Below are 20,129 nucleotides of genomic sequence, written 5' to 3'. Positions count from 1 at the left end.
CGGCCCCCCCCGGTTAAAACCTGTGAAGACTTCAATGATCTTCCCATTTGGGCAATTTGATGCCGTCGGCCCCGCGAGGGTCCGCCTCTTAGCTCTGAGGCCCGTGAACGAACCCGACATCGCACAGCTGCTATGCCCAATAAATTGTCAACGGACATCTTTTTTGATTAATCCGCTCTCTACCCTCCACACATGTGCGTCAAAGGTCAAGCGAAACCTGGGCCGGTCAAGCGACGCCCGGGCTGCTGCTAAATACTTTTCCTTACCGATCACGCGACGGCGCTTACGCGTCGACCGCCGCTTTTACCCAGAGCAACGGGATTCTCTCATCGCCGCCAGCGCGTGCTTATTTAGACAACCTTGGGTTGTCGTAAAGGTGGCTTCTGCGTTTTCCAGAGTTCGCGATTCGCTTCGCAGATTCCGACGAGCTTCTCCCAAGCCTTTTCCATCCCGTCACGAACCGTAATGTCGAACGCAGTCGAATTGCGAAATTCGAGAACTTCCACTCCCTGCGGTCCCGCGGTGTAGCCGTACGGTGTATCTGCTCCCAAAAAGAAGCCGTCCCCCGCGGTTAGCACCTGTTTGCCAAGATGAATTTCTCCCGCTATCACGTAGTACAGACAATCGGTATTGTGGGTGTGGGTCGGAAGGACGTAATTGCCTTTGAACCAAAGATAGATCAATGTGAACCCATCGGGATCAGGTGATCGAAACAGGCACTTCGCCACGTAACCCTCTTCAAGTCCCGCCTCCACCACCTTCCGAATGCCCGCATTTGCCACACTTGAGCTATGGTTGACCATTACACCTGCCTCATCCAGCGACTCGGCCTTTTCTTCGCGGAAAACTACAATGCCGTAACGGGATTTCATTGGTGATGTTGTCGTCTCATCGTCCATTTTTGTCTCCTTTGGCAATAACCTTCCGAAAGTTACACTGACTAATACGCCCACTCGGTCTGAGCTTAAAGCGTTGCGACCAGTTCGATGATACGCGACTGACAGCGAAAGAGTGAGTGGCGAACCCTGGAGTGCGCAGATTTAATGCGGAGCTCAAGGCCGACACACGTATCACTGCGAGGGCCACGGGCTGTACGAGTTGAAACAGCGCGTGGCTAGCTCGCCCGTCAACGTGCCCCCAGATTACGTGTGTGATGCGCTAACGCGTATGACCGTCATTTGGCCGACGGTCAGGGACATCGGCGCTGTCCAGCCAATTCGCGCCGAAGATGAGTTGCCCGGTCGCTTATGAGACGAAACGAAAGAACGAATTCTGCACGGCGAATGGCCCGTGGACAAGATCCTCGCCGAACATCTCCCAACGCGCCACGAAAACGGCGCTCTAAAAAAGTGAAATGATGTCCGTGAATCGCACAGTTCAGTCGGTCGAATGACGAAATTGTCCGCCGACCGTCACGCTCGTGACAGCGCGACGATATGGAACATGGCCCAGAAGTCCGGCGCCATCGTCGATCTGCCCCACATCGAAAAGCAGGCGATCGATCATGTTCGACTGACCACCCGATGATGGTGCCACAGCACGTCACCTCCTCCGTCAGCGCGATTGAGCACGCGCGCCAGCACAAAGAGCAAATCCGACAGACGGTTCACGTACCGCCGCGGCGCCGTGTTAATTGGCTCAAAATGCCCGAGCGCCACGATAGAACGCTCGACTCGCCGGCATACCGTTCGGCACACGTGAGCGAGCGCTGCGGGCCGAGAACCTGCCGGCAGAATGAATTCTTGAAGCGGTGGTATGGTGGCGTTGTACTGCATCACCCAGCCGTCGAGCCTCTCCAGATGCTCATCCGATATCATGGCGTGACCGGGTATGCACAGCTCACCACCAAGGTCGAACAGGTCATGTTGAATAGCGATGAGCGCCTCCCGCACATCATTGGACATGCCCTCGCACAACAAAACACCAAGGTGTGAGTTCAGTTCGTCAACTTCTCCGATCGCGACAACGCGCGCATTGTCTTTTCGAACCCGGCTACCGTCACCCAACCCGGTAGTCCCATCGTCACCTGTGCGCGTTGTGACCTTGCTGAGACGGTTACCCATATCTACCTCATCATGGTGGACCGGACATGATGCGAGTCCGATCAAGGCGGTTCGGTATATGCGCGACATCGATCGCCTGCAACTGCTCATCGGACTCAGGCCCCTACCGATGAACCGGCCTGCGCATTGGTCATTCCTGTTCACAACAGATCTGACGGGGCAAGAACGAAAAGCTTTTTCAAAGCCGCCGCAAACGACTGACTGAGCGAAGCATCGTTACATATCGTCAACGCGTCTTCGCAGTACCTGACTTGATCGGGTGTGACGGCAGCGCCGATCTCCGCGGCCATCACAAACCGGATAATGGCGAGGCGCCGATGACCAAACGTTATGCTCCGATCTAGCAGCTTGAATGCGGCAGTCCTGGCTGCCGCATCTGCTTCCGGTGCGTGATCAGAATTCATTCCCAGCTTGATCTCGCGCTTCATATCGCGCACCTGTTGTCTCGACATGAGAAATGTCCACCGATTCCCCCAACGCGGGGCACTTCGTTATGCCATCAATATACTTCGACACCAGCTCTCATCACCGGCCCGAATGCATGCGCCCTTCCCCCAGCAAGTTCAATAGCGACCTCAATTCACGAATGCTCTAAGTCGCCTTCCCCATGGACCGCAATTCCTCTTCAGCTTGCGTCTTTGCTTGTTGGAGGTAATCCATGACCTTTTCTTTCGGCACGGCCGGCCGGAAGATCGAGAGGCCCCCATCCACTGCAAACTGCGCCCCAGTCACAAACCCGGCCTCATCCGAACCCAGGTAGGTCGCCGCATAGGCGATATCCAACGGTTTCCCCGGTCTTGGCAGCGGCTGCGATCCGGCCATCATTTCATCGAGATGCGCCGGCATGATATCGGCCACCTCCCTGCTTGCCCCGACAAGTTGCCCCCACATCGAGGTCGCAAATGCGCCTGGAACGATCGCATTCACCCGGATATTGCTGCCGGCAAGCTCAAATGCGGCCCAGCGCGCCAAGTAAAGCACGCCGCCCTTGCAAACAACGTACACCATACTTGCAGCCGGAGAGAAATTCTCGGCAGCAGCAGACGAAACTAGTATTACGGATCCTCCTCCGCGCCTTTGCATTGGGCCTATCGCGTGCTTAATACACATCACATGGCTACGCAAAAGATTGGCCTGTCCATCATCCCAATCCTCAGCCGTAAGGTCGGCGATCTTTTGCTTGTGATCCACCGAGGCCGCTGCATGGAGGACGATATCAAGGCCGCCGAACTTCTCGTCGGCCATCGCCATCGTCCGAGCAATGTCCGCTTCGTTGCGTATATCACAGGCGCTAAAATAGACCGACCCAGGAAAACGTCGCTCCAATTGCGCGCCCTTCTGCGCCTGTATATCCGCAACGACGATCTTTGCACCCTCGTCTACATACATTTCGACCGCGCCGTAAGCTATCCCCGATGCGCCACCCGTAATGACCGCAACCTTTCCAGACAAACGTCCCATTCGTGTTCCCCCCTATCGAGGCATGATGCTACCGGCGTCATGTCTTGAGGCCGGCCCAAACAGTCCAGACAGATAGTGTCGCCTTTGGTGGATGTCGGTCTTGCAAATGGCAAGCTGACCATCCCTACTGTTTCTCACGAATAATGGCGGACAGGGCCTCAATACCTTCCCAATCCCCGATGATGACGGGTGGCTTCCCGACCACGCGTTGCGTTTCATCTTCGTGAACCACATTGAGCACCACTCGGTCGGCGCCGGCGTTTCCGAATTCCTCTACCCGTGCAAGAATGTCAGAAGTACTTCCCCAAGCGGTGATGGAGTCGATAAGCCGGTCACTACCGCCCTCGCTCCAATCACTGGGGTCGAAGCCAGCCTTGGCAAAGGCGGTCTGATAGTACGGAAGCGCGAGGTACATCGCCAGATACGCGCGAGCAACGGATCGGGCCTCGTTCGCATCGGAAGTCATTACACACAGGATCTGGGACGTAATGTTCAGGGCCGCCCCTACGCGTTCGCGCGCCTCCTTGATGACGGGGTTGGGCATCATCCATGTGACCATACCCTGAGCATGCTTCGTTGCCAGATTTTGCAGCCCGGGCGCGTGGGCCGCAATATACAAGGGCGCCATACGCTCGGGCATTGCGGAAATGAGTTTCACATCCGCCATCTCTTCGAGATACGAGGTCATCTTCGGCAGTGGTGCCACCCACTCGCCCTTGCGCTTGGCGATCACAATTGGGTTGGAGGCGCCGAGGCCCATGATAAATCGGCCAGGGTAAAACTCGGATAACGTTTGAAGTGCTTGGACAGCTCCTGTCGGATCCCGGCCATAGACGGTCGCGACCCCTGTCGCCACCTTCAATGTGCTTGTGCGCGAAAGCATGAATCCGCATGCCAAGAACGGTTCACGCCCGAACGAGTCGAGCAGCCATACGCTTTCAAAACCAAGTCGCTCTATCTTCGTCACCAGGTTGGAAAGCTGTTCCGCAGGCAACTGATGGGTCGTGCGATCAAGGGTAAGGCCGATTAATGGCATGGTAACTCCGTTCAGAATTTAGTCCCGGCGCGGAATGCTCGCTTCAGAAAGCAACCTGCGTCTTATTTGCATCGTAGGTCATAACAAACCCGGAATTCGCTGTCGGGATTGCCCAACCATCGGACGAATGCATGTCGCAACCCCTGATGAGGGATTGCAATGCGGAATCACATAAATAACGTCCGATTAAGTCGGACGAGGTATTCGGCATCCGGATTCGATGCGACTCCCTCGATCCGTTCCATGACTGCCGCAAATGACAGATCGCGCCGCTTAGGCAATCGCGCTTTTTCGGCGGCGGCCAGTGCCGCAGGCATCTCCTCGCGGGTGAGGTCAGTGCAATAGCTAGGCGCACCAGGCTGCTGTCGCCACGATTGAGCCAGTGGACCGGCATCGAATCCGTCGAACCCGGTGTCCTCCACCAGAGCCATTCCGACCTTGCGGTCCGCTTCGCGGTCGGCCGCAACGGGGATAGCGATACGACCAGGACTGCCTGCGGGCTTGCCTTTCTTCGCGAAAGAGTCCGAGCCGATGGCGTTCCATGCCTTGACGACCGGACGTCCCAACTGCTCCGTGACCCAAAGACTCTCGACCTGCCCGGCATCGATCGCGCCGATGCTGCCGTCACGCACGGGATAGTAGTTCGAAGTATCAACGATTACTGCTTCCGGTGGGACGCCAGCGGTCAGCGACGCGATCTCAGGAATGCGATTCAGGGGAATCGAGAGGATCACAACGTCAACGTCGACTAACGCTTCGGCAGACAAGACTGCACGCCCCCCGAAGGCCAGCACGTCGGCCCCGATACTGTCCGGTCCTCGTGAGTTAGCAACCTTCACCTCATGCCCGGCTGCGCTCAACCTTTGGACTAGGGTCTTCCCTATGTGACCTGTGCCGATAACGCCGATTTTCATGAATTCGATCTCCTGGTAATCTGAAGCTTTATCAAACGACGGGTACTTCACCGCACGCGCGCCGAGTGCCGATACGTCCGGTCACTTGGTATCCATGCATACCATATAGATGCTGTATGGCCATGTCAATCGATCGCTACCCCGACTGCCCCAAGCGCCCTGCGCTCGATGCGACGGTCAGTCTGTCGCTCAACAAGCCGAGCGGCAGATGCAAAGGGGTTTGCGCAAAAAGATCGTGGCGCGGCGCCAAACCTTCTGCACAACACAGACTGACTTTCCCGGAGGGAATCCGCAGTGAGCATTTTGCCTCCAGCACCGCGCGATCAAATCATCATTAATTTATTGTATCCCACCATACCGTGTTGTACAGTACCATTGACGATGCAGTCCAACAAACAAGACACGGAGACGCTCTTACATGATCGGCGAGCCCGATATGGATTTCCTCCCTTGGTCGATTGGCGACCTGCTGCGCACGGCTAGCCGGCAGCGACCTGATCTTACGGCTCTGATCGTCCCGGCGCGCACGGAAGGGCACGAGGAACAGCGCTGGACATATCGCGACCTGCAGGCCGAGGCCGAACGAGCGGCCGCCGCGCTGCTCGCCCACTTCGCCCCTGGCGACCGCGTCGCCACTTGGGCGGGCGCGAGTTCCAACCTGCTAATGTTGCACCTGGGTGGCGCTCTAGCCGGCATCGTCCTCGTGACGCTTAATCCGGCGTGCCGCGGCGAGGAACTGAAGTACCTTCTCGAGCAGGCCGAGGTGCGCGGCATCTTTCTTGAACGCGTGTTCCGAAAGATGGACAACGTCGCTGTGCTGGAGGCGGTGCGGCCGGAATTGCCCATGCTCGAATCGGTGTTCTACCTTGACGCGTGGCAGGGCTTCGTCGCCAGTGCGGCCGACACGCCACCGTCACTTCCGACGGTACAGCCCGAAGCGCCAGCATTGATCATTTTCACCTCTGGCACGACGGGGAAACCAAAGGGCGCCGTCCTCAGCCACGCCGGTGTCGTGAACAATGCCCGCTTCACGCAGGCGCGCATCGGCATGGCCGAGGGCTCCGCCTGGCTCACAGTAATGCCGATGTTCCACGTCGGCGGAAGTGTGACCATGACGCTCGGCTGTATGGCAAGCCTCGGGACACAGGTACTCTTGCCCGAGTTCAATCCCGAGGCGATGCTAGATGCGCTCGAGCGTTACCGCGTGCGAATGACAATGGCAGTGCCGACGATGATTCTCGCCGCGATCGAAAGCGAGCAGTTCGATCAAACTGACCTTTCTCAGTTAGAGGTACTGATTACTGGAGGCACCGTTGTGGTGCCCGAATTGATCCGCCTGGTCCATGAACGCTTTGGATGTGAACCGATGGTCGTGTTCGGTCAGACCGAGGCCGGCGGCGCGATGTGTCTTTCCCGCCGCGGCGACAGCATTGAGTTGCTGACGCAGAGCGTCGGCGCGCCGCTATCGCAGTCGGAAGTGAAAATCCTGGGGCCCGACGGCGCCGCCGTGGCAGTCGGAGAAGCCGGCGAGATTTGCGTGAAAACGCCTTGTCGCATGCTGGAATACTTTCGCATGCCAGAAAAAACGCGCGAGGCGATCGATGGTGACGGCTGGGTGCACACGGGAGACCTCGGCATCCTGCGCCCGGATGGCTACGTGCAGCTCACCGGCCGCCTGAAAGACATGATCATCCGCGGCGGCGAAAACATCTATCCGCGCGAGATTGAAGACCTGCTGGCGCAACATCCGGCAGTGCTCCAGTCGGCTGTGTTTGGCGTGCCCGACGAGAAATGGGGCGAGCAGGTAGCCGCCGCAGTTGTCCTCAAGCAGGGGCATAGCTGCGATGCTGAAGCGTTGAACGCTTTTCTGGACGGCCGGATCGCACGCCACAAAATACCCCGCATCTGGCGCTTTGTAGATGCGATGCCGGTCACGGCCACAGGCAAGGTTCAAAAGTTCGTTCTGCGCGACTTGCTGCGGACTCACGCACAATGAACGACGCGCTCTATTAGCGCGTCGCTGTCCCGACGACATCCAGGCAAACCGCGACGCTACTCTTTTTCGGCTGCCGGACACAATGGGATGGAACGGGTTGAAAAGTCACGCACGTACAGCGCTGATGCAGAGGAAGCGGTCGATGAGAAGCGATATTGTGTATAGCTATATCGTATGCTACGGTATCAAAAGAAAGGACAACATGCCCTTCTCCGCGGCCCTCCATTGTGGCTGCCTGCAAGAAAGTCGGGGACTCCTGCAACGGCGAATCGACGTTGCTTGATTTTGATCTGATCACGAGGGATTGCAATATGGACAACGCGTTGTTGTTCCCGGTGCGGACGCCGTCCATCGGCGCCGGGCAAGCGACTGAACGCAGTGAGTTGGCTCTGATTGGAGACGATGATGTCGCATGACAGACTCTTTGAGCCACTGTCGCTGGCGCGGGGCCCAGCAATGAAGAATCGATTCATGCTTGCACCGCTTACCAACCAGCAAAGTTTTGCCGACGGTCGTCTATCCGACGACGAAATCCGTTGGCTGGAGATGCGTGCAGAGGGAGGTTTTGCACTGGTAATGACCGCGGCTGCCCCCGTCCAACCCGTCGGACAGGGGTATCCTGGCCAACTCGGAGTTTTCAGTGATCAGCACATTGAGGGACTCGTCCGCCTCGCGAGCACCATTCGCGCGCACGACTGCGTTTCTGCCGTGCAGCTCTATCATGGTGGTGATCGCGCTTCTCCTGAACTGATCGGCACCCCCGTCTCTCCCTCGCACAATACACGTAACGGCGCCAGAGCGCTGAGCTTGAGTGAGGTGGAAGAGTTGCGGGACGACTTTGTCGCGGCAGCACTTCGTGCGAAAAAAGCAGGTTTCGATGGAGTCGAAATACATGGCGCTCACGGTTACATCCTCGCGCAATTCCTGTCGCCGATCATTAACCAGCGCGATGACCGCTACGGTGGAAGCTTCGAAAATCGCTCGCGACTCATGTTGGAGGTCATTGACGGAATCCGTGGTCAGTGCGGCGACGACTTTCAGATTGGACTTCGCCTCTCGCCGGAGCGCTTCGGAATGCGCCTTGCCGAGGCACGGGAGCTGGCAGCGGAAATCATGCGGAAGGAACAGATCGATTATCTGGACCTGTCGCTGTGGGACGTGACGAAACAACCCCACGAAGAGGAATTCCATGGGCGGACGCTATTGAGTTACTTCACGGAGCTCCCGCGTGGGAACGTCCGGTTGGGCGCCGCAGGCAAGGTGATGAGTGCCGCACTGGCGGCGAGCGTGATTGAAGCTGGCTGCGATTTTGTCACGATCGGCCGCGCAGGCATTCTGCGCCACGACTTCCCTGAGCGAGTGCGGCGCGATTCGAACTACGATTCTCCGCCACAGCCAATAGCGGTGCAACACCTGCAGGATCAGGGTGTGAGTCAAGAGTTTATCGCTTACCTCCGCACCTTTCCCGGGCTTGTAGCCCAAGAAGAAACGCGGACATGAACTTCACGGCATCGCTGGAATTTGCCGGCAGCCTGTAATCTGCTTTTGCGAGGAGACGGTGGCAATGAATTACGACTACAAAACGGGCTTTGTGGCCTATCCAGACGCTGAACCCGGCAGCCCCGCAGCCAAGGCGCCTTATGTCGACAATGGCAAGGCACGCATCGACCCGCGGCGTTATTACACGCATGAGGAAGCGGCACTCGAATGGGAGCACATGTGGACCAGGAGCTGGGTATTTGCAGGGCTCGCACATGACATCCCGAACATCGGTGACTGGTTCAAGGTTGAATTGGGCAAGGAATCGTTCATCGTCGTCCGTAACGCCGAGGGCGATGACGGTATTGCGGCATACTTCAACCTCTGCCCGCATCGCGGCAACCGTATCGTTCATGCCGACTTCGGCAACGCAGGAAACGGAAGCTGCTTTCAATGCGACTTTCATGGCTGGAAGTTCGGTCTCGATGGCAAGAATGTAGAAATCCGAGACGAATTCCTCTTCCGAAAGGAAGCCGTCACACATCGCCCGGGCTTAAAACCCATCCGCTGCGGCGTCTGGAACAGCCTGGTGTTCATCAGTGTCGCCCCTTCAGGCAAGTCGCTGGCAGAACATCTGGATATTATCCCGAAGCACCTGGCGCCCTACCCCTTCGAAAAGTATCGGGTGATCCGCGACATCGAAACGTGCTGGAACGCGAACTGGAAAACGGCCCTCGATGCCTTCATTGAGTTTTATCACGCCGACGACGTGCATCCTCAGCTGCTCACGTTCACCGAGACTCTCGAGTGCCAGTACGACCTTTACTCTAATGGCAATAGCCGGATGATCATCCCCGTCGGCTACGTTACAAGCAGGAATGAGGATCGGGAAACAGTGACCGATGCGCTCAAGGGTTTCCTGCAGTTCTATGGTGGCAATCCGGACGACTACGCCGATCTGAAAGGCCATGAATACTACAAGGCGCTCGTCGATGTTCGGAGAAAATGGGCGCAGCGCCACGGATACACGCATTTCGACCGTCTAAGTGACGCACAGATCAACGATGACTGGAACTATTTTGTGTTCCCGAACATTACGGTCAACGCATTCAGCGACGCACTTCTGATCCAGATTTTTTCGCCGCACGAAAGTGATCCTAGCAAGAGTTATTACCGGGCGATCTCACTGTGCCTGCCGGTGGGGGGAACGCAGGACATGGTGATGGACCCCGGCCAATTCGGGCCCGAGGCTATGTCGCCGCCGGGCTGGGATGGATCGGAGCGGCCAGCGAAAATCATCCCGCAAACCCTTGCCGATTTCGGTTCCGTATTGGCGCAAGACGCCGCGCGAGTGCCGGAAGTGCAAAAAGGTATCGAATCCATGGCGTTTGACGGTTACGTTCTATCAGAATCGGAGTGTCGTATCCGGCACTACCATGCCGAGATCGACCGGCTCATTGGCCGCGGGTGAATTCCCAAGGCTCGCAAGCCGGGCAATGTGGTTAGCGAGCGTGATGAACCCCGATCCGAAAATTGGCGCGCAGGCAGCCGCAACAGAATCTGGTGAACCGACAGATATGGGTTTCGCAAACGTAGGTACTGCACCTCTGGGTACCCGCATTTTCAGGAGACAAAAAATGGCGAAAGGATGGTTCCATAATTCGAATTGCTTTCTGGCAAGGTACCCGGTAGATCCGGCGCGCCGCGAAGAGTTCTTGTCGGCGCTTAACGATATGTTCGCGTTCGCCGAACCATGGTATGAAGAACATGCGCATTTTGCATTCCACGGATGGGCTCGTGATCCAAACACTTGGGTGGTGATTGCTGCGTGGAAGAGCGAGGAGATCCTTGAGCGGCTGCGCAAAGAGCCGGAGTTTCAAAAGCACAGCGTCCGCATGCTCGAATGTTGTACCGGGCCGATGATCATTGAGCAATTCAGCGGCATGAAGGTGGATAGGAGCGTCTTCGATCTCTATCCGGCTGGGAAGTCTGAGGTTCACCTTCCGACCCAGTCCCTTGGAGTGGAATTCGTTTAACTCGCTCTTCCGCACAGGTCGACGAAGGGGCCCTAGATGGATTTCGACTTTAGTCCGCGCGGGCAAGAGTGGCTCGCGCGAGTACAGACGTTTCTCAGCGAACACATTTATCCGAACGAGGCGCTCTACGAGGAACAGCTCGGGCATGAGTGCGACGATCCTTGGCGCGTTCCGCCCATCATGCTGGAACTTCAGCAGAAGGCAAGAGAAGCCGGGCTATGGAACATGCACATCCACGATCCGCGCCACGGGCCGGGCCTGAGCAATCTCGACTATGCGCCCGTTGCCGAAGCGTTAGGTCGGGTCCATTGGGCATCGGAAGTGTTCAACTGCAACGCACCGGACAGCGGCAACATGGATGTCCTTTCGCTGTTTGGTAGCCCGGAGCAGCAAGAGAAATGGCTGAAGCCCATGCTGGCCGGCGAGATCAAATCCTGCTTTGCGATGACCGAGCCGGCGGTGGCGTCTTCCGATGCAACCAATGTCGAGACCCGGATCGAACGCGATGGTGATGAATACGTCATCAATGGCAGGAAGTGGTGGATCACCAACGCTTTCAACCCGCGAATGAAAATCATGATCGTGATGGGTAAGAGCGACCCGAACGCCCCACGTCATCTGCAACAGACACAAGTCCTGGTGGAGCCCGACACGCCCGGCGTGAAGTTCGTCCGGCCGCTGCCGATCTTCGGCTACTATGACCGCCCGCACGGGCACGGCGAGATTCTCTTCGAGAATGTTCGAGTGCCTGCCGAAAACGTCATACTTGGTGAAGGCCGTGGCTTCGAAATCGCGCAAGGCCGTTTGGGGCCCGGCCGAATACACCACGCCATGCGGATCATCGGTGTTTCGGAACGCCTCCTCGAAAAATTGTGTACGCGGCTATCTTCGCGGGTCGCATTCGGCAAGCGCCTTTCGGACGAAGGAGTCTGGCAGGAACGCATCGCTCGAGCCCGCATTAATATCGAAATGAGCAGGCTTCTTGTCTATAAGACAGCCTGGCTCATGGATAAAGTCGGCGTGAAGAATGCCCGCAGCGAAATCTCCCAGATTAAGGTGATCGTTCCAGAATTGGCCCAGCGTCTGTGTGACGTTGTCCAGCAGGCGTTTGGTGCTGCCGGCATGTGCGACGATTTCGGCTTGGCGTATACCTTCGCGCGTCTCCGGGTCATGCGGATCGGCGATGGTCCCGACGAGGTCCATAACCGGGTTATCGCGCTGAACGAATTAAAGAAGTACGCATCGCCGAACACAAATGAGGTTCGCGCGCATGAATGATCGCCAGGAAATGTTGAGCGGCACTGAAGCACCTCCCGAACACCTTGCGCTTGATGCGGAAAGGCTCGGGGCGTTCCTGGTTCCGCGACTGGAGGAGCTGGGGAAAGACTTTCACGTCGAAAAGTTCAAGGGCGGCCAGTCGAACCCCACGTACAAGCTGAGCGGACGAGACAAGAGCTATGTGCTGCGCCGTCGGCCTCCGGGCCCACTGCTGCCGTCCGCTCATGCGATCGATCGCGAATACAGAATCACGAAAGCGCTGTCGGAGATTGGATTTCCAGTCCCTCGCCCCGCGCTGTATTGTGAGGACGAATCTGTCATCGGCTCGACCTTTTATGTCACCGAATTCGTCGCGGGACGGGTATTCTGGAATGCCGATCTGCCAGATGTAGATGAGGCGGACCGAGCTCTCATCTACGACTCGTTGAACGGCTTTCTGGCCAATCTTCATCAGCTCGACTATAGGGCGCTCGGTTTGGAGACATTCGGAAGGGAAAGTGGCTTCACCGCTCGCAACCTGAAGCGCTGGTGCACCATTTACGAGCAGTCCAAGCTCAACGAACTGCCCGATATCGACTGGTTGATGAGGGCGCTCCAGGAGCGACTTCCAGACAATGAACCGACGGCAATTCTGCACGGTGACTTTGGCCTTTACAACGCAATGATCCACCCGACTGAGGCCAAGGTACAGTCTGTTCTCGACTGGGAGCTCTCGACCCTTGGGAATCCGTATGTCGATCTGGCACATAACACACGCGCGTGGTGGGAGCCGACAGGCTACGTCGAAGGCACCGCAACGACATTGGTCGGACTCGACTTGAAAAAGCTCGGCATTCCCAGTATGGAAAGCTATATCGAGAGCTACTGTCGTCGCTCGGGCATCAGCGCTATACCCAACCTGAAGTTCTATTTGAGCTTCGTTCAATTCAGATATGCCGTCATGATCCAGGGGATTTTGAAGCGTGCACACGAAGGAACGAACGCGAACCGGCGCATCGTACACACCCAGGATCGGGTGGCCGCCATTGCAGCCCTCGCGCGAAAGACGCTCACCGCTCCAGAATAGGACCTAAACATGAAGCAATATTTCGATTTCAGCGGCAAGGTCGCTCTCGTTACAGGTGGCAGCCGGGGGTTGGGTGCGGCCATCGCGCGGTCGTTTGCCGAGCAAGGCGCCGACGTGGTGATCGCAAGCCGTAACGCCGAAAATTGCGAGCGGCTGGCCGCGCAGCTCGAGGCGGAATTCGGCCGGCGCGCGGTGGGCATCGGTGCGCACCTGGGTCATTGGGATGATTGCGAGCAGCTCGTCAACACCGCTTACGAGCGCTTCGGCAAGATCGATATCTTGATCAACAACGCCGGAATGTCCCCCCTCTCCGACAGTTCACTTGAAACCTCGGAGGCGCTGTTCGACAAGGTGATCGGTGTCAATTTAAAAGGTCCGTTCCGAATGACCGCACTGGTTGGAAGCCGCATGCTGCAAGGTGATGGCGGAAGCATCATCAATATTTCGTCCATCGGCGCGATCCGGCCACAGCCTGAATACGCGCCTTACGCGGGCGCCAAAGCTGCATTGAATGCGATCACCATCGCGCATGCGTTCGAATATGCTCCGAAGGTTCGCGTCAACGCGGTTCTTCCCGGAAGCTTTCGGACCGACATTGCAAAGTCGTGGTCGCCAGACAAGGAGAAGAACATCAAGTCGGCAATCAAGCGGTACGGCGAACCCGAGGAGATCGTATCGACCGTCATGTATCTTGCGTCCACACACGCGAGTTTCACGACAGGAGCGCTGATCCGCGTTGATGGTGGCCGCCCATAGCCACGCTGCACCTCAAGATCGTTGCTGTTTGCCGAATACGGCAGCTTTTCCTGGAACTAGTTCAACGTTTCCGCGAGGTCCTGATGAATGTAGAAGATCGCTTGGCCATTCAGGAATTGAGCCACCGTTACGCCTATTTCGTAGATTGTTTTGATATCGATAACTGGGTAAGCGTATTCACTCCAGCTGCGATCCTCGATGAGACTGAGCTGGGCACCGGTCTCCTCGAGGGCCATGAGGCTATCCGCCGCTACGGTCGAGAAATCGTCGACACTACACAGCACGTGGTGCATCTGATGAGCAATCACATCATTTGGTCGCTCGAGGGCGATGCCGCTCGCGGGACTGTCTTCAGTCTCGTTGACGCAATCAGCAAAAGTGGCGAGCGCACGCGCTATCAGATCAAGTACGAGGATGAGTATCTCAAGGTCAGTGGTTCCTGGAAGATCGCGAGGCGGAAAGTTCGACCGACTCTTCCGCCCGAAGCGGTCGGCGCTTAGGTCGATTCCGGGCAGAGCGATCAAGAGAGAAATGGGCAACAAGCGGCCGTGCGATATCCGTGTCGGCTGTCTATTCCAGTCTGAAGTGGTCTCAACAAGGAGGATTTCAAATGTCTAAGGTGCAACGAGGCTCCGGCATGCGCGAGGGAATCATCGAAAGCAATGTGGAGCCGCTCTGGGAATTGCTCACCGATTGGGGAAACCTGGATTGGTGGGGCAACGATGTCGAAAAGGAAGGCATGAAGGCCGGCAGAGCGTACCTCGAGGGCGAGAAGGGCAAAGTGCCACGTACGAAGGTAATCGAGCGATCGAACGCCGATGGCGCCGGTCTTCCCGTCGTGAATCGCGAGACGCTGATTCACGAAGATCATCTGGCGCACCGGCTCTACTACAACGCTAGCGATGGCTTTCTCGTGGGGGTGCGAAACTATCTCGCCTCATGGCATGTGGATCCTATCGCTGAAGACCGCTGTCGCATGACGATTACGTCCACCTTTGACGTTCTTGACCCCGGCAATGTAGACGTGGTTCGCGACACCGTCGAAGCGGTCTACGATGCGATTTTTGACGGACTCAACAAATACCTGGCAAAGCGTCGCACGGCGGCGTAAATAGCTAACTGATTCCCGCCACAACGAGCTGACGGGCACATCGGCGGCTGCCCCCGCGGCGGCTGCAGTCTCGCCGGCCCCGTGGCCAACGCCTATATCTAAAGGAGACTGAAATGGGTCGAGTGAGTGGAAAAGTCGCTATCGTGACGGGCGCGGCGCAGGGGATGGGCGCCGCTCACGCGCGCCGATTGGTTGAGGAGGGCGCAAAGGTCGTACTAACCGATGTGCTCGATTCGATCGGAGAAGCGACCGCATCTTCCTTGGGGGAAAACGCGCGCTACCTTCATCAGGACGTAACCAAGGAAGACGAATGGCAGCGCGTTATCCGTGCGACAGAGGAAACATTCGGCCCCGTCTCGGTACTCGTCAACAACGCCGGCATCGTCGTGTATGGTGCCATCGAACGGATGGAAGAAAGCGACTATCGACGCGTCATCGACGTCAATCAGGTCTCTGTGTTCCTCGGCATGAAGTCCGTCATTCCATCAATGAAACGCGCCGGCGGAGGATCCATCATCAACATTTCCTCGGTCGCGGGTCTGTTCGGTGCGAGTCACGTTCTACCATACACAGCGTCGAAATTCGCGGTGCGTGGCATGAGTAAATCAGCTGCTATCGAGCTCGCCCCGTATAACATCAGGGTCAACTCAGTTCATCCCGGTATGATCAGTACGCCGATGACCGCACCGACACCGGAATCCGAAGCGAGTATCGCTCAATTTATCGCGGCAACGCCCGCTGCCAGGTGGGGCGAACCTGATGAGGTGGCAAATGTCGTGCTTCTTCTGGCCAGTGACGAATCGCGTTTTTCGACGGGCGCTGAATTTGTCGTGGATGGCGGGATCAGTTGTCAGTAACGGGAGCCGCCGCGATTCGCCGATCGCGGAGGGCCTGTTTCGATCAGGTTTGCATGCCGCCGTCGACAGCGAGTGACTGGCCAGTGATATAGCGGGCACGCGAAGAGAGCAGGAACAGCGCGGCGTCCGCGATATCGCAGGCCTCGCCCATGGTCCGCAGGGGAATACTCTTCGTGATCAACGCCACCGCTTCAGGCGTCAACTCCTGTTCGATAACTTGCTGCCCCAAGCCGGCTCTGATCCAACCGGGCCCAACACAGTTCGCGCGCACGCCATTGCGCCCCTCCTCCTTCGCAACGCCGCGCATGAGCATTTCGATCGCTGCCTTTGGTGCTGCCGATTGAATATCTCTGGCCGGCACACGTTCCACCGCCGCGGTGATGACGGCAAGATAAGCCCCGCGAGCTTTGCGTATGTGTGGCAGTGTCGCATGAACAAGGTTGAAGCAACCGTTGACATCGACTGCCATGACATTTGCCCACTTGCTCGGATCGATGTCGCCAATCAGGTCCATGTGCAGGCCGGGCCCCGAAGCATAGACGACAGAGTGCAAAGCTGAATGGCGCGACGTCACGTCGTCGATGAACCTGGATACGTCTGCCGCATCCTGAATCATCAGTCCCGCGATCTCCGCCTTTCGACCCATGGCTGTGATCTGTCCCGCCACCTCTTCCGCTGCCTTTCTATTCCGACCGTACGTCAGCACGACGTCGCTCCCCGCACGTGCCAGTGTGAGCGCAATTTCGCGACCGATACCGCCACTCCCTCCGGTAACGATTGCCACTCCTTCCATGAATCTTGGCTCTTCGGCAAGCCAGCTCTGTCCCGCTTCCATATTCCGCCCCATCTATTGAGTACTCAAAGATCTTCAACCAAAACCGTTAGCCGGCGTCGAGGAGGCCAGCGCCTCCTGTCACACGCCGTGTGGGCTTTCGAACCAGTTGTCCTGCAAACGGCGACGCCTTCCGGGCTTCCGCGTCAGTGGCGACCAATCAATCCGCGCTGAAATCGCATGAAGCAGAGGCTTTGCCAAACAGGAAGTCCGAGAGATCATAGGGATCGATCTTGCGACTCAACGCGTCCAAGAGCAGCTGAGGATCGGTTCCACGCCCGTCCAGTTCATGTTCGATGCGACGACCTATCACGTCCTTTGCGATCTCGAACGCGCGGGCTCGTAATTGCGTCAACGATAATTCTTGCGCCGCCGCGGGATGCGTGCTCAGAAAGTCAAAGCGACGCTGAATCTTTTCATACAACTCATCGATTCCGCGCCCTGTGGTCGCTTCGGTCGCGACGACATCGGGATACCAGCCTCTCAAAGTGTTCTGGTCATTGCGGGAGTGGAGCATCTCCCTGAGAGCGTTGACCATCCGATGGCTCCCAGCAACGTCGGCCTTGTTGACAACGAAGATATCCCCGACTTCAAGAATGCCAGCCTTGGACAACTGGGTCTCGTCGCCGCTTAACGCTGTTTGCAAAAGGACGATACATGACGCGTAGCGCATTACGTCCATTTCGCTCTGGCCGATGCCGACGGTCTCGACGAAGATGACATCCCAACCCATCGCGTCCATGATAGTGAGAGCGTCACCTACGGCAGTCGCGAGGCCGCCAAGTGCTCCGCGCGTCGCCATACTCCGAATGAACACGTCAGGATCGGAATCGTGACGATTCATGCGAAGCCGATCGCCCAATAGCGCCCCCCCCGAATACGGGCTCGACGGGTCTACGGCGAGGACTGCGACTCGCTTTCCGTGTCGTCGATACTTCGCAACGAGCTGGTCTAGCATGGTGCTCTTGCCTGCGCCTGGAGGACCAGTGATGCCGATGGTCTGCGCTCGCCCCCCATGGCGGTAAAGCTGCTTCACGGCGTCACGGATAACTGGATCTCCGTTTTCAGCTCTCGTGATCAGCCGTGCAGCGACACGCAGATTTCCCGACAGGACGGCATCGACCTGTTGAGCGCCTGACATCTGTTCGAGTTGACTCATTGCACAGGAGGCAGGCAAACGCCGTGAACAAAGGCCAATATCTCCGACGTAGTCGAGCCAGGACCGAATATTCCTGATACGCCGATTTTCCTCAGCGGCTCATGATCATCAGGATGCACGAGACCTCCTACCATTACTGGCACGTGGCCGACGCCGCGGGCGTTCATTGTGTCAATGAGCTCTTTCGCATAGTGAAGATAGGTAGCGATCGAGAAACTGATGCCGACAAGATCGACGTCCTCCTGAATCACCGCATTTACCATACCATCGACAGTATTGTGCTCGCCCAGGTACACGACCTCGATGCCGTTGTCCCGAAACAACTGCGCCAACGTACGGATTCCCTTGGTATGCACGTCTGTGCCAAGCATTCCAAGCAGGCAGCGAATTTTCCTTTCACCGGTCATATTTCTCTCAGCTCTCGGTATAGGTAAAAGGTGATTCAATCACCCTGAAGGGATCGTACGGTAGCCCATTCGCCACACGCACCGTGCCCCAAACCTCGCCGATGGAAGCGTCCGCGATCAACGCATCAATCATGGCCTGGTGTGAATTTTCGCGGCGCTTCGCCACGCGGTAGAGCGCTCCGATTTTCTCGGCGAGTCGCCGCGGGTCGCGGGCCGCCTTCATTTCCTTGAAGCGCTGCAGATGGCTGGCCATCATCTTCTGGTCGAACGAAAAGCGCTTGGGAGGCGGCTCGTCCTTGGGGACGAACGCGTTTACCCCAACCTGTATCCGCTTTTTGCTGTCGAGTTCCTGCTTCTGGTTGTAGTTGAACTCATCCATCAACCCCTCGATGTAACCGCCCTCCACAGCCTTGACCAGCCCGATTTCCTCAATCTTTGCAAGCATCGTCAACGCATCGGCTTCAACCTGATTCGTGAGGCTCTCTATGTAATAGCTTCCGCCGAGCGGATCGGCGACGCGCGCCGCCCCTATTTCGTGCGCCAGAATTTGCTGAGTCCGCGTAGCCAGTTCCCGGGCTTCTTCAGTCGGGATACAGACGGGCTCGTCGTAAGTGCAGGTTTCGACTGATTGCACCCCGCCGAGCAGCGCTGCCAGCGTCTGGACGGCAGCACGGGACAGATTGTTGAGCGGCTGCTGGTACACAAGGGAGCGACCGGAGGTATGACATGCAATTCGCAGCCGTTGCGCACGGGGATCGTTTGCTCCGAAACGTTCCTTCATTGTGCGAGCCCAAATGCGTCGCAGGGCACGGAACTTCGCTATTTCCTCAAAAAAGTCGATGTCCGACGGCGACACCCAGGCCATACTCGGGCAGACTTGATCCGCCGTCATGCCGCGTGCCGCGAGGTCCGTAAGTGTCTGGTTGACGATCGCCATGCCTACGGCGATTTCGCCGGCGGCACCGAGGCCTCGCTCGCGCATGTCGTAGGCCTGCGGACATCCTAATGCCCAGCGAGGACTGTTCCTCGCGCTGTACTCGATGCAGTCCACAGTCGTGCGATGGCCTAGCTCCGCGGGAACGATCTTTTCACTCCAGCCAGCAAGCCTTAGCTGCAGATGGTCCGGCATGTGCGAACCTTCCAGCTTCGCCATGTCCTTGCCCTGCTTCTGCGCCAACGCTGCGACAAGCGGGTACGTCATCATGGTGCTGTGCCATGCGACATCCTGCTGAGTTACATCGATACCCCTAAGGAGCACCTCCATATCTCGCACGCAAGAGATCGAGCAGCCCTCCTGGCCGGCGTCGTTGCTAAGCGCGGGGTGGTCCGCGTCGATCGCCTCCTGTCCGAGCGTATCGACGACGATATTGATGCCCGCCGTGCCCATCTGCAAGGCGCGTTCGATTCCGCCGCGCGTGTCCTCCGGCGCTCCGAAGCCAACGATATTACGCAACGTCCACATGCGGCTTCGGTACATCTGAGGATATGCGCCACGCGTATACGGGTATCGTCCCGGATCACCGAGATCGCGCTCGTAATCAACGTTCCCGACGTCCACCGGGCCGTAGCTGGCGTTCGTTTCAATACCACTCCACGTGGCGGTCCGCGACAGCTTGACCTCAACGTTCGCGATACTGTCCGCGAGGGGCGCATCACCGTTGTTCGCTTTCATGTCCCT

At 57.5% G+C, this 20,129-nt stretch carries 21 protein-coding genes; 10 read left to right on the top strand and 11 right to left on the bottom strand.

The genetic code is table 11. The features are described 5' to 3' along the window. Positions 1-350: 350 nt before the first annotated feature. The 7 genes from H1204_RS47290 to H1204_RS47265 form a co-directional block, all read right to left on the bottom strand. Positions 351-899 (bottom strand): cupin domain-containing protein, encoded by a 549-nt coding sequence (locus H1204_RS47290; RefSeq protein ID WP_180736735.1) that lies wholly within the window; start codon positions 897-899, stop codon positions 351-353. 478 nt (positions 900-1,377) lie between these two features. After that, positions 1,378-1,506 (bottom strand): hypothetical protein, encoded by a 129-nt coding sequence (locus H1204_RS52860; RefSeq protein WP_274608317.1) that lies wholly within the window; start codon positions 1,504-1,506, stop codon positions 1,378-1,380. Then, a complete protein-coding gene (locus H1204_RS47285; RefSeq protein WP_180736734.1) occupies positions 1,503-2,063 on the bottom strand; it encodes a cob(I)yrinic acid a,c-diamide adenosyltransferase in 561 nt (186 codons plus the stop codon). The genes H1204_RS52860 and H1204_RS47285 overlap by 4 nt, the downstream gene beginning before the upstream one ends. A gap of 140 nt (positions 2,064-2,203) precedes the next feature. Next, on the bottom strand, positions 2,204-2,491 hold the full coding sequence (locus H1204_RS47280; RefSeq protein ID WP_180736733.1) for a hypothetical protein: 288 nt from the start codon (positions 2,489-2,491) through the stop codon (positions 2,204-2,206). A 163-nt stretch (positions 2,492-2,654) separates the two neighbouring features. Continuing rightward, positions 2,655-3,524 (bottom strand): SDR family oxidoreductase, encoded by an 870-nt coding sequence (locus H1204_RS47275; protein ID WP_180736732.1) that lies wholly within the window; start codon positions 3,522-3,524, stop codon positions 2,655-2,657. 124 nt (positions 3,525-3,648) lie between these two features. Next, a complete protein-coding gene (locus H1204_RS47270; RefSeq protein WP_180736731.1) occupies positions 3,649-4,560 on the bottom strand; it encodes an LLM class flavin-dependent oxidoreductase in 912 nt (303 codons plus the stop codon). Positions 4,561-4,727: 167 nt separating this feature from the next. Continuing rightward, on the bottom strand, positions 4,728-5,525 hold the full coding sequence (locus H1204_RS47265; RefSeq protein ID WP_274608315.1) for an NAD(P)-binding domain-containing protein: 798 nt from the start codon (positions 5,523-5,525) through the stop codon (positions 4,728-4,730). A gap of 367 nt (positions 5,526-5,892) precedes the next feature. Between H1204_RS47265 and H1204_RS47260 the strand changes: the two genes are divergently transcribed. The 10 genes from H1204_RS47260 (at position 5,893) to H1204_RS47215 (ending at position 16,053) form a co-directional block, all read left to right on the top strand. After that, the gene (locus H1204_RS47260; protein ID WP_180736729.1) at positions 5,893-7,470 is read left to right on the top strand and encodes an AMP-binding protein; all 1,578 of its coding nucleotides are present in this window, start codon (positions 5,893-5,895) and stop codon (positions 7,468-7,470) included. Between the two features lie 402 nt (positions 7,471-7,872). Beyond that, a complete protein-coding gene (locus H1204_RS47255; protein WP_180736728.1) occupies positions 7,873-8,970 on the top strand; it encodes an NADH:flavin oxidoreductase in 1,098 nt (365 codons plus the stop codon). A gap of 64 nt (positions 8,971-9,034) precedes the next feature. Then, positions 9,035-10,420 (top strand): aromatic ring-hydroxylating dioxygenase subunit alpha, encoded by a 1,386-nt coding sequence (locus H1204_RS47250; RefSeq protein ID WP_180736727.1) that lies wholly within the window; start codon positions 9,035-9,037, stop codon positions 10,418-10,420. Between the two features lie 43 nt (positions 10,421-10,463). After that, positions 10,464-10,985, top strand: a complete 522-nt coding sequence (locus tag H1204_RS47245; RefSeq protein ID WP_243469189.1) for a hypothetical protein — start codon at positions 10,464-10,466, stop codon at positions 10,983-10,985. Between the two features lie 36 nt (positions 10,986-11,021). Continuing rightward, positions 11,022-12,263 (top strand): acyl-CoA dehydrogenase family protein, encoded by a 1,242-nt coding sequence (locus H1204_RS47240; protein ID WP_180736726.1) that lies wholly within the window; start codon positions 11,022-11,024, stop codon positions 12,261-12,263. Then, positions 12,256-13,329 carry a phosphotransferase family protein gene (locus tag H1204_RS47235; RefSeq protein WP_180736725.1) on the top strand — a complete coding sequence of 358 codons (1,074 nt, stop codon included), beginning with the start codon at positions 12,256-12,258 and terminating at the stop codon, positions 13,327-13,329. Before H1204_RS47240 ends, H1204_RS47235 begins: the two co-directional genes overlap by 8 nt. A gap of 9 nt (positions 13,330-13,338) precedes the next feature. Next, positions 13,339-14,085: an SDR family oxidoreductase gene (locus H1204_RS47230; RefSeq protein ID WP_180736724.1), complete on the top strand. Its 747-nt coding sequence runs from the start codon at positions 13,339-13,341 to the stop codon at positions 14,083-14,085. A gap of 83 nt (positions 14,086-14,168) precedes the next feature. Continuing rightward, complete coding sequence (locus H1204_RS47225; RefSeq protein ID WP_180736723.1) at positions 14,169-14,585, top strand: nuclear transport factor 2 family protein; 417 nt, start codon at positions 14,169-14,171, stop codon at positions 14,583-14,585. 110 nt (positions 14,586-14,695) lie between these two features. After that, on the top strand, positions 14,696-15,196 hold the full coding sequence (locus H1204_RS47220; RefSeq protein WP_243469188.1) for an SRPBCC family protein: 501 nt from the start codon (positions 14,696-14,698) through the stop codon (positions 15,194-15,196). Positions 15,197-15,309: 113 nt separating this feature from the next. Continuing rightward, positions 15,310-16,053 (top strand): glucose 1-dehydrogenase, encoded by a 744-nt coding sequence (locus H1204_RS47215; protein ID WP_180736722.1) that lies wholly within the window; start codon positions 15,310-15,312, stop codon positions 16,051-16,053. Between the two features lie 43 nt (positions 16,054-16,096). Here the strand turns inward: H1204_RS47215 and H1204_RS47210 are convergent, their stop codons facing one another. From H1204_RS47210 to H1204_RS47195, 4 genes are all read right to left on the bottom strand, one after another. After that, the gene (locus tag H1204_RS47210; RefSeq protein ID WP_180736721.1) at positions 16,097-16,888 is read right to left on the bottom strand and encodes an SDR family oxidoreductase; all 792 of its coding nucleotides are present in this window, start codon (positions 16,886-16,888) and stop codon (positions 16,097-16,099) included. A gap of 157 nt (positions 16,889-17,045) precedes the next feature. Beyond that, positions 17,046-18,044 carry a methylmalonyl Co-A mutase-associated GTPase MeaB gene (meaB, locus tag H1204_RS47205; protein WP_180736720.1) on the bottom strand — a complete coding sequence of 333 codons (999 nt, stop codon included), beginning with the start codon at positions 18,042-18,044 and terminating at the stop codon, positions 17,046-17,048. Further along, positions 18,041-18,451 carry a cobalamin-dependent protein gene (locus H1204_RS47200; RefSeq protein ID WP_180736719.1) on the bottom strand — a complete coding sequence of 137 codons (411 nt, stop codon included), beginning with the start codon at positions 18,449-18,451 and terminating at the stop codon, positions 18,041-18,043. Before H1204_RS47200 ends, meaB begins: the two co-directional genes overlap by 4 nt. 7 nt (positions 18,452-18,458) lie before the next feature. Continuing rightward, positions 18,459-20,123 (bottom strand): methylmalonyl-CoA mutase family protein, encoded by a 1,665-nt coding sequence (locus H1204_RS47195; protein WP_180736718.1) that lies wholly within the window; start codon positions 20,121-20,123, stop codon positions 18,459-18,461. Positions 20,124-20,129: the final 6 nt, after the last annotated feature.

Origin of the sequence: Paraburkholderia sp. PGU19, from assembly GCF_013426915.1 — a bacterium.
In the GTDB taxonomy this organism is placed as follows: domain Bacteria; phylum Pseudomonadota; class Gammaproteobacteria; order Burkholderiales; family Burkholderiaceae; genus Paraburkholderia.
This window is presented reverse-complemented; position numbering and strand designations above follow the sequence as displayed.